This is a genomic window from Methylobacterium sp. WL18, assembly GCF_008040015.1.
GTDB classification, from domain to species: Bacteria; Pseudomonadota; Alphaproteobacteria; order Rhizobiales; family Beijerinckiaceae; genus Methylobacterium; species Methylobacterium mesophilicum.
In genome coordinates this window covers 1-11,700 of the sequence record NZ_VRVD01000089.1, presented here as the reverse complement: position 1 = coordinate 11,700, position 11,700 = coordinate 1, and the positions used below count along the sequence as shown (strand labels likewise).

Annotated in this window: 8 protein-coding genes and 1 pseudogene; 4 read left to right on the top strand and 5 right to left on the bottom strand. The window is 69.5% G+C overall.

Translation table 11 applies throughout. The features are described 5' to 3' along the window. The 4 genes and pseudogenes from FV228_RS33735 to FV228_RS09910 all read left to right on the top strand — a co-directional run. A pseudogene (locus tag FV228_RS33735) lies at positions 1–319 on the top strand (hypothetical protein); the annotation flags it as partial. A gap of 983 nt (positions 320–1,302) precedes the next feature. Next, the gene (locus FV228_RS09920) at positions 1,303–1,620 is read left to right on the top strand and encodes a hypothetical protein (RefSeq protein WP_246693878.1); all 318 of its coding nucleotides are present in this window, start codon (positions 1,303–1,305) and stop codon (positions 1,618–1,620) included. Between the two features lie 58 nt (positions 1,621–1,678). Then, a complete protein-coding gene (locus FV228_RS09915) occupies positions 1,679–2,857 on the top strand; it encodes an efflux RND transporter periplasmic adaptor subunit (protein WP_147854471.1) in 1,179 nt (392 codons plus the stop codon). A gap of 85 nt (positions 2,858–2,942) precedes the next feature. Continuing rightward, on the top strand, positions 2,943–6,116 hold the full coding sequence (locus FV228_RS09910) for a multidrug efflux RND transporter permease subunit (RefSeq protein ID WP_147854470.1): 3,174 nt from the start codon (positions 2,943–2,945) through the stop codon (positions 6,114–6,116). A gap of 100 nt (positions 6,117–6,216) precedes the next feature. Here the strand turns inward: FV228_RS09910 and FV228_RS09905 are convergent, their stop codons facing one another. The 5 genes from FV228_RS09905 to FV228_RS09885 form a co-directional block, all read right to left on the bottom strand. Beyond that, positions 6,217–7,251 carry an adenylate/guanylate cyclase domain-containing protein gene (locus FV228_RS09905; RefSeq protein WP_147854469.1) on the bottom strand — a complete coding sequence of 345 codons (1,035 nt, stop codon included), beginning with the start codon at positions 7,249–7,251 and terminating at the stop codon, positions 6,217–6,219. A 46-nt stretch (positions 7,252–7,297) separates the two neighbouring features. Further along, positions 7,298–7,657: a response regulator gene (locus FV228_RS09900; RefSeq protein WP_147854468.1), complete on the bottom strand. Its 360-nt coding sequence runs from the start codon at positions 7,655–7,657 to the stop codon at positions 7,298–7,300. A gap of 70 nt (positions 7,658–7,727) precedes the next feature. Further along, complete coding sequence (locus FV228_RS09895; protein ID WP_147854467.1) at positions 7,728–10,601, bottom strand: response regulator; 2,874 nt, start codon at positions 10,599–10,601, stop codon at positions 7,728–7,730. A gap of 468 nt (positions 10,602–11,069) precedes the next feature. After that, entirely contained in the window at positions 11,070–11,276 is a 207-nt protein-coding gene (locus tag FV228_RS09890; RefSeq protein WP_147854466.1) for a hypothetical protein, read from the bottom strand. Positions 11,277–11,304: 28 nt separating this feature from the next. Then, a partial coding sequence (locus FV228_RS09885; protein WP_147854465.1) for a sugar transferase occupies positions 11,305–11,700 on the bottom strand: 396 nt, incomplete at its 5' end.

Here is an 11,700-nt window from a genome sequence, read left to right as displayed (position 1 = left end):
CACCCGGCCTCCCGCGGGCACGCAGAACCCGTATCCGCCGAACGGCAACCCGATCGCCCCCGCGCCGTCAGCCCCCATCAATCCCGGCAGCGCAACGAGCGCGTCCCCGGCCGCATCCGCGGGCGCCACGAATCCGCAGGGTTCAGCCGTCCCGGCGGCGGTGAGCAAGGCTCCCGCGTATGAGACGTTCTCCGTCCCCGAGAGCCAGCGGAAAGCCGCGATCGCCATGATGACGAAGATCAATAAAGGCGAAGTCAGCCTACCTGCGACCACCGACTGGTTCACCAAGCTGTCCAACATCCTGATGCATCTCTGGTAGGCGCGGCTTCCGAACGCGGTTTCGGAGGCGCCTGCGAGCGCAGGCCGCTTCGCTCACCGGGACCTGTGGATCTCCGCAGCCGGTGGGATGGTGTGACCCTGCGGTTCGCGCTTGGCACCTGCCAGCGCAGTCCGGCGCGTTGCTGACCGACCCGGTCCGCAACGGGCCGGTGTCCGCTGTTTCCCAGTCCGTGCAGGTCGCCAGCGGCTTGGCCACCGGGGCGACCGCCGCCCGATGGTGCCGCGCGGCAAACCGCAAGACGGCGGCCGGGCGCAGTTCCACGTCCTCCACGTATCGCGCTCGCCCGCGCCGAACCGGCATCCACGTTGCCGGCGAGCGGCTCGGGCCGGAGCGGGTCCGCCCCGATGGGAGGCCCCGACTCGGGCCCTCGTATGCCGGGCTCGATCGGTGACACGGAGACACCAGCCGCCTCCCGGCAGCGGATCGGCCGCCGTTCCGATCCGTCGGGCGGCACGGGCTGTCTCACGACGCTGCCTGCCTCGCCAGCATCGGCAGCGCGCCGCATCCGGAAGCGCCCGCTCGCAGTCGCGATGCTCGATACGGTCGCGCCGGCGGATCCGACAGGAGCACGCGTCTACGATGGGATGCGGCATCTCGAATGCAATAACGTCGACCTGCCGGCTCAGTACGGCGGTCGTTCTGCCATCCGGATAACCGTGCCTGGTGACCAGCCCAGCGCCTGGGCTTCAAGAGTGGCATTTCACATTCGGTAATCAATTCAGAGAAAGCCGATCGTTTCCGCGGCGAGAATGACGATGATCAGTAGAAATCCACTCTGATGGTTCGCCTTTCGAGGTCGGCGCGCGTGTAGCCTGTGGTATCCATTGCGAAGCGGCGGCCGAATCGGGTTTGTCCTGCGCAGAGACACCGCGGCATCGCGGGGCGCGACACCTGAGAAGGATGGCTGCGGCTTGGATCGATCGGTTGGCCCGATCGGCGCAGTGACCGGAGGCGTATCGACGATGATGATCGCTATTCCCGCCTTGCTGATGGGAGCGACCCTGGCGGTGCCGATCGCGGACCGCATGCCGACCTTCGATGTCGGGCCGGGGTGCCGGGCGGCCACCACGCTGATGACCCTCGATCCCAAGCGGCAGAAACTCTGCCTCGACGACGAGGCGTCGGCCCGCGCGCAGGTCGCCCAGCAATGGGCGCGCTATCCGGCCGGCGACCGGACGCGCTGCACCGCCGAAGCCCAGCTGGACGGCCTGCCGAGCTACGTCGATCTGCTCGAGTGCCTGACCCTCGCCCGCGAGGCCAAGGCGGAAGACAAGTGGTAGCCCCGGCAGGATCTCCGCCCCCGACCGTCCCGTAACGATCCCAGTCGAGGGGCCGCCCGTGCCGATCGCGCTACAGTCTCCCGGCCCTGCCCGCCTCCTGGTCGTCGCGACCCTCGCGGCGCTGGCTGCCGGGTGCCACGACACCAACCAGTACGTTCCGCCGCCGCCTCCGAGCGTCTCGGTGGCGCAGCCGGTCGCGCGCACGGTGACGCGCTACTTCGAGCTCACCGGCAACACCAAGGCGTTCGCGGCCGTCGATCTCGAGGCCCGCGTCCAGGGGTTTCTGGAGGGGATCAGCTATACGGACGGGGCCGTGGTGAAGAAGGGTGCGCCGCTCTTCTCCATCCAGCGCAACACCTACGAGGCGCAGCTCAAGCAGGCGCAGGGCGCCCTGGCCGCGCAGCAGGCCGCCCTGGCCAACGCCCAGTCGGAGTACCAGCGCCAGTCCACCCTGGGACGGCAGGAATTCGCCTCGCAGGCGCGGGTGGAGGATGCCAAGACCAAGCTGGACCAGGCCACCGCCGCCGTGTTGGAGGCGCAGGCCAACCTGGATATCGCCGCGATCAACCTCGGCTACACGCAGGTCTCCGCGCCCTTCGACGGGGTGGTCACCAACCACCTGGTGGATATCGGGGCGCTCGTCGGCATCAGCGGGCCGACCAAGCTGGCGCAGCTCGTGCGCATCGACCCGCTCTACATCTACTTCAACGTCAGCGAGCAGCAGGTCCTGCTGGTCAAGCAGCACCTCCTCGCGACGCAGCGGACCTTGGGCGACCTGTCCAAGATCCCGGTGGAGATCGGCCTGCAGGACGAGGCCGGCTATCCGCATACCGGCAAGCTGGACTACCTCGCGCCGCAGGTGGACCCGTCCACCGGCACGCTGCTGGCGCGGGCGCTCATCGACAACGCCGATCACGCGCTCCTGCCGGGCCTGTTCGTGCGGGTTCGGATCCCGGTCGGACGCGACGACAAGGCCCTGCTGGTCCGCGACGACGCCATCGGGACGAACCAGCAGGGCAGCTACCTGCTCACGGTCGGGGCCGACGACACGGTCGCGCAGCGGGTGGTGACGCTCGGTCCGCGGGACGGGCGCGACCGGGTGATCCTGACGGGGCTCAAACCCGACGCGTGGGTCGTCACGGACGGCATCCAGCGGGCCATCCCGGGGGCCAAGGTCGCGCCCCGGAAGGTGGCGCCGGCCGACGCTTCCGCCGACCCGGCGCCGGTTCAGCGGTGAGATACCGGCCGTCGGCAACCGTCGATCCGCGCTCCCGCCTGTCCGGCGGGCCGCCCCTGAGACGCCGGCACCGAGGGCCAACGGCATGATCTCGCGCTTCTTCATCGAGCGGCCGGTCCTGGCCAACGTGCTCGCCCTGGTGATGGTGCTGGTCGGCGCGGTCTCGCTGTTCAACCTGCCCGTGTCGCAATACCCCAACGTCGTCCCGCCGACGGTCCAGGTCACCACGCGCTATCCGGGGGCCAGCGCCCGCACGGTGATCGATACGGTGGCGCTGCCGATCGAGCAGCAGGTCAACGGCGTCGAGGGCATGCTCTACATGCAGTCGACCAGCGCCAGCGACGGCACCTACACCCTCACGGTCACCTTCGCGATCGGGACGGACGGCGACCAGGCCCAGGTGCTGGTGCAGAACCGCGTCGCCATCGCGATGTCGTCGCTGCCGCAGGCGGTGCAGGTCCAGGGCGTCACGACCCAGAAGAAGTCCACCGCGGTCCTGCAATTCGTGACGCTGTCGTCCCCCGACGGAAAGTTCGACAGCCTGTTCCTGTCGAATTACGGCGTCATCAACGTTCAGAACGAGTTGGCCCGGCTTCCGGGCGTCGGCAACGTCACGGTGTTCGGCGCCGGCCAGTACGCGATGCGGATCTGGCTGGACCCCGACCTCGTGCAGGCCCGGGGTCTCACCCCCGACGCCATCATCACCATCGTCCAGCAGCAGAGCCAGGAGGTCACCGCCGGGGCCGTGGGCATGCCGCCGGTCCCGGCCGGTCAGGACTTCCAATACACCCTCAACGTCAACGGGCGGCTGAACGACGCCCCGGACTTCGAGAACATCGTCATCAAGGCGGATGCGCAGGACGGCGGCCGCATCACCCGCCTGCGCGACGTCGGCCGCGTCGAGCTCGGCGCGCAGACCTACAGCCAGTCCTTCACCCTGAACGGCCAGCCCGCCGCCGGCCTCGGCATCTTCCAGCTGCCGGAGGCGAACGCGCTCACGGTGGCGGAGGCGGTCCGGACCCGGATGGGCGAGCTGGCCAAGAGCTTCCCGCCGGGCCTCGTCTACAGCATCCCGTTCGACACCACCGGGTTCGTGCAGGCCTCGATCCACGAGGTCTACACGACGCTGTTCGAGGCCGCCGTCCTGGTCCTGATCGTCATCCTGGTCTTCGTCCAGGACTGGCGCGCCATGCTGGTGCCGGCGACCACGGTCCCGGTGACCATCATCGGCGCCTTCGCGGCCATGGCGGCGATGGGCTTCAGCGTGAACCTCTCGACGCTGTTCGCCATCGTGCTGGCCATCGGCATCGTGGTGGACGACGCGATCGTGATCGTCGAGGGGGTGGCGCACCACATCGACGAGGGCCTCTCGCCCCGGGCGGCGGCCGAGAAGGCGATGGAGGAGCTGTTCGGCCCGATCATCGGCATCACCCTGGTGCTGATGTCGGTCTTCGTTCCGGCCGCGTTCCTGCCCGGCCTGACCGGCCAGCTCTACAAGCAGTTCGCCCTGGTCATCGCCGCCACCGCCCTGATCAGCGCGGTCAACGCCGCCACGCTGAAGCCGACCCAGTGCGCCCTGTGGCTGCGCAAGCCGGTGCCGCCGGAGAAGCGCAACGTGTTCTACCGCGGCTTCAACCGCGTCTACGGCGTCGCCGAGGATTGGTACGCAAGGCTGATCGGCCACATGGTCCGGCGAAGCGGCGTCATGGTCGCCGTCGCGCTCCTGCTGATCGGCCTGGCCGGATGGGGGCTGACCCGCCTGCCGACCGCCTTCCTGCCGACCGAGGACCAGGGCTACGTCCTGATCGGGGCGCAGCTGCCGGACGGCGCCTCGAAGGAGCGCACCGACGCCGTGATGCAGCGGATCAGCGCGCAGGCGAAGGCGACGCCCGGCGTGGACAACGTCCTCACCATCAGCGGCATCTCGGTCCTCGACGCCAACGCCACCCTCCCCAATGCCGGCGTCGCCTACGTCGTGCTCAAGGATTGGGACGCCCGGGGCAAGGCGAAGGGCCAGGACCTGCGCAGCCTCTACGCGCGCTTCAACGCGATGCTGGAGGAGGTGGAGGGCGCCTCGACCTTCGTGCTCATCCCCCCGCCGATCCAGGGCATCGGCAATGCCAGCGGCTTCACCATGCAGGTGGAGTTGCGCAACGGCGACTTCGACTACCCGCTGCTGGAAAGCCTCGCCCGGACGATCGTCGCCGACGGGACCGCGCAATCCGGACTGCAGAAGCTCAACACCTCGTTCCGGGCCGGCGTGCCGCAGATCGCGATCGCGGTGGACCGGGTCAAGGCCGAGGCCCTGGGCGTGACGGTCGGACAGGTGTTCTCGACGCTGTCGAGCTACGTCGGGTCGTCCTACGTCACGCAGTTCAACAAGTTCGGCCGGACCTTCCAGGTCTACGTGCAGGCTGCGCCCGATTACCGGCTGCGCCCGGAGGACATCCAGAACCTGAAGGTGCGCGCCGGCAACGGCGTGATGGTGCCGCTCGGCACCGTCGTCGAGATCAAGCCGGTCCAGGGCCCATCCCTGATCAGCCTCTACAACCTCTACCCGACGGCCACGATCGTGGGCGGGGCGGCCCCGGGCTTCAGCTCCGGGCAGTCGCTGGACCTGATGCAGCAGATCGCCGCCAAGGTGCTGCCGCCGGGCACGGGCTACGACTGGACGGCGATGTCGTATCAGGAGAAGGCCGTGGGCTCCCAGATCTACTGGGTGTTCGCGCTGGCCATCGTGCTCGTCTACCTCGTGCTGGCCGGGCAGTACGAGAGCTGGATCCTGCCGCTGGCGGTCCTGCTCGGGGTGCCGCTGGCGCTCCTGGGCACGGTCGGGGCCCTGCTGACGCTCGGGGTCGCCAACAACCTCTACACGCAGATCGGCCTGATCCTGCTGATCGCGCTGGCGAGCAAGAACGCCATCCTGATCGTCGAGGTCGCCCGCGAGAAGCGGCAGGCCGGGCTCGACATCGCGGTGGCGGCCGTGGAGGCGGCGCGGCTGCGCTTCCGCCCGATCCTGATGACCTCGTTCGCCTTCATCCTCGGCGTGCTGCCGCTGGTCACCGCCTCCGGGGCGGGGGCGGCGGCGCGCAAGTCGATCGGCATCGCGGTATTCAGCGGCATGCTCGCCTCGACCTGCCTGGCCGTGCTGTTCGTGCCGTCCTTCTACGTCATCCTGCAGCGCCTCGAGGAGCGCCGCGCGCGGGGCCCGCGCCCCGCACCGGCCGGGACGGTATCGGGGGCCTCGGAGAGCCTCTGACCGCGACGACGCCCGGCCCGGATCTCAGAAGCCAAGCGGATCCGGTGAAGCCTGGCCGCCGACGCAGCAATGCGCGTGGTTCGTCCCGCGGTGCAAACGCCTACCTCAGCGTGCAACAATAGACCTCGCATTCGCCCTTCCCCTTGAGGGCGACCTTCCCGACGGGACGGATCGCGCCGCCGTCCCGCACCCGGGTCGAGGCCTCCTCCGACAGGTGGACGGCGCATCCGTCGCCGAGCGCACAGAGGCGCGCGGCCACGTTCACGGTGTCGCCCCAGAGATCGAAGGTGAACTTGGACCGGCCGACGATGCCGCCGACGACCGAACCGATGTGGATGCCGGCCCGGATCCGCCAGCCGGTCGGCCCGTCGCCCGCGATGGCGACCATGTCCCGGGCGCAGCGCACCGCCGCGGTCACCGGGTCGGCATGGGGCGACAGCAGGTTGGCGGTGGCCATGAACGCGTCGCCGATCGTCTTGATCTTCTCCATGCCGTGCGTGTGGGCCACCACCTCGAACGCCTCGGCGAGGCGCTGAACCTCGGCGACGACGGCTTCGGGGCCTTGGGTGTGGCACCAGGCCGTGAAGCCGACGAGATCGATGAACAGCACCGCGACGTCGTCGAAGAGCCGGGGCTTGACCTGCCCGGTCGTCATCAACTCGCTCACCGCCGCCACGGGCAGGATCGCGTGGAGCAGGTCGTCGGCGCGCTTGCGCTGCCGCTCGATGGTCTCGAGATGCGCCATCTCCCGGTCGTGGAGCCGCTTCCGGTCGAGGCACGCGCGGATCCGGGCTTCGAGCAGCACCGGCTCGAAGGGTTTTGGCAGGTAATCCTCGGCCCCCATCTCGATGCAGCGCACGATGCTGCCGATCTCGGTCAGCGCCGAGATCATGACCACCGGGGTATGGCGCAGCCGCTCGTGCGCCTTGATGCGGTCGAGCACGGCGTAGCCGTCGAGGATCGGCATCATCACGTCGAGCAGGACCAGATCGAACGGCTCCGCGTTCAGCAGATCGAGGGCCACGCGCCCGTTGGAGGCCCGGACGCTCGCATGGCCGAGAATCTCCAGTTCCTGCTCCAGCAGGTCGAGGTTGAAGGCTTCGTCGTCGACGATGAGGATGCGCGCTGGGTCCACGGGTCTCGCTCTCTCCGGGCCGAAGCCTCTCTGGGGCCGCCCGCGCTCAGTCGAGCCAGTGATGCAGCTTGGCGAACAGCAGGTCCTCGTCGACGGGCTTCGTCATGAAGTCGTCGCAGCCCGCGGCCCTGGCCTTGTCGGCGTCGCCGCTCATCGCGTTGGCGGTGATCGCGATGACGGGGATGCCGGCCGTCGCCGGGTCGGCCTTGATCCGCCGCGTCGCCTCCCAGCCGTCGATGACCGGTAGGGAGAGGTCCATCAGGATCAGGTCCGGGGTGTGGCTCGCCGCCATCGCGACGCCGGCGGCGCCGTCGACCGCCATCACCAGCGCGTAGTCGTCCTCCAGGAGCTGCATCAGCAGATCGCGGTTGAGCGCGACGTCTTCGACGATGAGGATGGTCTTCATCCGCCGACATCCTCGCGGGCTGCGTGCGGGTGATGCATCGGTTCTTCCGCGGCCGTTTCGCCAGCAGCGCTCATTGCGTGACCTCGGCCGCCGGGTTGTCCGCCAGCGGCAAGGCCCGCCTGACCTCCCGGACCAGGGCGTCGCGGTCGAGGCCCTGCTTGTCGATCAGTCCGCGCACGCGCTCCCGCAGCATGCCCTGATCGGCCGCGTTCAACGATGCCGCCGTCAGGACGACGACGGGGATCGTCCGGCCGACGGGATCGGCCTGGAGATGGTCGAGGAAAGTGAGGCCGTCCATGCCCGGCATCAGCAGGTCGAGGAGGATCACGCTCGGGCGCGCCTGCGCGATGCGCTCGAGGCCCGCGGCGCCGTCCGGGGCCCAGTCGATCGTGCAGCCCTCGGTGTCCAGTAGCTGGCGGACGAGGTCGACCACGTTCGGGTCGTCGTCGACCACGAGGATGCGCTCGCTGTTGGGGGCGGCGCGGCCGAGGGCGCCGATCAGCGACTCGCGCTCGAACGGCTTCACGATGTAGTCGCTGGCGCCGAGGTGGAAGCCGAGTTCCTTCTGATCGACGATGGAGATCAGGATGACCGGGATCTCGCGCGTCAGCGGGTCGGTCTTGAGCGCGTGCAGAACCTGCCACCCGTCCGTGCCCGGCATCATGATGTCGAGGGTGATCGCGCGCGGCTGAAGCTCGCGCGCCTTGCGCAGGCCGTCCTCGCCGTTGGGGGCGCCGACCACCTCGTAGCCGGCGTCCGACAGGTTCTCCTGCAGCAGGTAGACGACGTTCGGGTCGTCATCGATCGCGAGCACGAGCCTGGATCCGGTCCGGGGCGCGGCATCCGTCGCGGGCGCCGTCGGCTTCGGGCTCGGCTGAAGTTCGAGGGCGCCCTCGACCCGCTGCGGGATGGTGAGGGTGAAGGTCGAGCCCACGCCTTCCCGGCTCTCCACCGCCACGTCCCCGCCGAGCATCCGCGCCAGCCGGTGGCTGATGGCGAGGCCGAGCCCGGTGCCGCTGTGGGCGCGGCTCGCGGAGTTGTCGACCTGCTGGAACTCCTCGAAGATCACGGTCAGCGCCGCGTCCGGGATGCCGATGCCGGTATCCGAGACCGCGAGCGCGATCCGGTCTCCGACCGCGCGGGCCCGCAGCGTCACCGAGCCGGTCTCGGTGAACTTGATGGCGTTGCTGAGGAGGTTGATCAGGATCTGCTTGAGCTTCTCCTGGTCGGTGAAGACCGTCTCCGGCAAGCCCTCCACGTCCTTGACCAGCCGCACCCGCTCGCTCTTGACCAGGGGCTCGACCGTTCGGAGGCAGATGTCGAGGGTGGGCTCCAGCGCGAACTGTGCCGCCTTCACCTCCATCCGCCCGGCCTCGACCTTGGCGAGGTCGAGGATGGTGTTGATGAGCGACAGCAGGTGTTCGGAACTCGTCAGGATCTTTTCCAGGTTTTCGAACTGCTTCAGGGGCAACACGTCCTTGGCCCGGCGCATCACCAGCCGCGTGAAGCCGATGATCGCGTTGAGCGGCGTGCGCAGCTCGTGGCTCATGTTGGCGAGGAAGCTGCTCTTGGCCCGGCTCGCGTTCTCCGCGGCGTCCTTGGCCTGACGCAGGTGCTCCTCCGCGCGCTTGCGCTCGATCACCCGCCCGAGCTGGGCGCCGATGTTGCCCATGACCTTCAGCAGCGCCGGATCCGGCGTCCGGGCCTCGCAGGCGAAGAACTCCAGCACCGCCACGACCTCGCGCCCGATCGTGACCGGGAAGGCGAAGGCGGCCCGGATCCCGTCCGCTGCCGCGGCGGCGGCGCGGGGGAGGCCGGGCTCCGGCTCGGCATCGAGGACCCAGGCCGCCTCGCCGGAGGCCAGCACCCGCCCCGGCAACCCGACGGCGGCCAAGAGCGGCGTCCGCGCCGTGACGTCTCGGAACCGCGCGAAGCGCTCCGGCGCGTCGCAGTGCCAGAGGCCGGTCGGCACCAGGGTCCCGCTCCCGTCTTCGGCCAACCGATAGGCGTGCCCGAGGGGCCATCCGGTATGGGCCGCGACCCGATCCAGGCAGAACCGCACGGCGTCCTCGACGGTGGCGGCTTCGTTGGCCGCGGCCGCGGTGACCTGCAGCAACTCGACGAAGGCCGTCTGCTCCCGGAGCGAGAACTCGGCCGCCTTGCGCTCGGTGATGTCGCTCCACGACTCGACGACCTCGACGGGCTCGCCGTCCGGACCCCGGACGAGGCGCTGCTCGTCCCGGACCCAGCGATAGGCGCCGTCCTTGCGCAGGAATCGGTACTCGATGACGTTGTGGCCGGTCTCCAGCAGATGCGGGAACTCGGCCAGGACCCGGTCCCGGTCCTCGGGGTGCAGCCGGTCCAGCCAGAATTCGGGGCCGGCGAGGTAATCGCTCGGCTCGTAGCCGAGGAGGTCGCGCACGTTCTCGCTGATGAAGGTGGGCGCGTTGCGGCCGCCCACCTCGAAGCTGCAGATCATCGAGGGCGACGCGGTCAGGAGGTAGGTCAGCCGCCCCTGCGTCGTGAGCAGGGCCTGCTCGGTGCGCTTGATCTCGGTGACGTCGGTGTAGACCGCGACCGTCCCGCCGTCCCGGGTCCGGCGCTCGTTGATCTGTATCCAGCGCCCATCGCGCTGCTGCTGGAGGATCGGCCCGCGCGGATCGCGGAAGAGCGCGAGCCGGCTTTCGAGCCACGCGTCGCCGGTGACGCCCTCCTCCCGCACGACGCAGTTCTCCGCGGCGGCGCGCGCTATCGCGGAGAACGCGGCCCCCGGGGCGATCACGGCGTCGAGGCCCGGATGAAAGTCGCGGAAATGACCGTTGCAGAGGCGGAGGCGGTCTTCGGCATCGAACAGGGCGAAGCCGTCAGAACTGCTCTCGATCGCCTCGATCAGACGTTGCCGCTCGCCGTCACGCGACGCCGTTTCCGTGTCGAAGGCCATCATTCTGTGCCCTGCCGCCTCGAGCTTCCGACGCTGGGTTCTCGGGCCTTCCTCGGACATGAACCAGCGTCATCGATCCATGAGATCGACGCGCGATATCAAGTCACTTTGGAGCGGGGATCCGGAAATCACAATACCGAACGGTTTCCCCACAGGGGCTATCGCGAGTCTGTTGTGCGTCTACTGATCTGTTTTCTGGGTTGATCGGTATGATCCCGGATCGGCCGCCGTATCCGACCGGGGACGGGCGCCGATCATGCCGCGTCTGGCGCCGCTGCGGGCGGCCGGGGTGCGCGGGTTCGGGCCGCTGGGTCGTGGAATTGTCGAGACGCTTAGGATGGGGACTCGCCCGCCCCTGCCACCCGCTGCCGACGCTCGGTCGAGGTTGACCACCGTGACGCCATGGGACGCGCAGGGCTACCGAAGTCGCCGACCTTCCGCGCCATCGGACTGGATCGCCGGCCCGGAGATTCAGAGGTGCTGCACGTCGATCTTCGGGCGACGGCTCATTCGGGCAGCCGCCCGCGACCAGAGCCGGTGCGACGCCTTGTACGCACGGGCCGCACGCAGCATCACACCCACCGACAGGCTCAGCACGCTCGCCAGGAGCAGCAATGGTCGGGAGGGTGCCGTCTCGGCCTCGGCGTAATCGTACCAGAGCGGGTTGTCGTCCTGCATGGCTCGGTCCCTCGGAAGCGCGGCCACGCTACTTGCTGCCGCGCTGGGCGAGCACGGCCGGGACGGTGCGCAGCATGATCGCGATGTCCCGGCGCAGGCTCCAGCGGCTGGCGTAGTCCAGGTCCAGCGCCACGCGCTCGGCGTAGCTGGTGTCGGAGCGGCCCGAGACCTGCCACAGGCCGGTGACGCCGGGCGGCACGGCAAAGCAGGTCGCGAACGCCCGGCCGTAGCGGGCGACCTCGGCCTGCACGATCGGGCGCGGCCCGACCAGGCTCATCTCGCCGCGCAGGACGTTCCACAGCTGCGGCAGTTCGTCGAGCGAGGTCTTGCGCAGCACCTGGCCGATGGCGGTGATGCGCGGGTCGTCGGACAGCTTGTGCGTGGCGGCCCACTCGGCCCGGGCGCGCGGGCTGGCGGCCAGGTG

Excerpts from the sequence above, each read along its gene's own strand:
- FV228_RS09920 (WP_246693878.1), top strand. The coding sequence starts at position 1,303 with ATGATGATCGCTATTCCCGCCTTGCTGATGGGAGCGACCCTGGCGGTG.
- FV228_RS09910 (WP_147854470.1), top strand. The coding sequence starts at position 2,943 with ATGATCTCGCGCTTCTTCATCGAGCGGCCGGTCCTGGCCAACGTGCTC.
- FV228_RS09900 (WP_147854468.1), bottom strand. The coding sequence starts at position 7,657 with ATGAAGACCATCCTCATCGTCGAAGACGTCGCGCTCAACCGCGATCTG.
- FV228_RS09895 (WP_147854467.1), bottom strand. The coding sequence starts at position 10,601 with ATGATGGCCTTCGACACGGAAACGGCGTCGCGTGACGGCGAGCGGCAA.
- FV228_RS09890 (WP_147854466.1), bottom strand. The coding sequence starts at position 11,276 with ATGCAGGACGACAACCCGCTCTGGTACGATTACGCCGAGGCCGAGACG.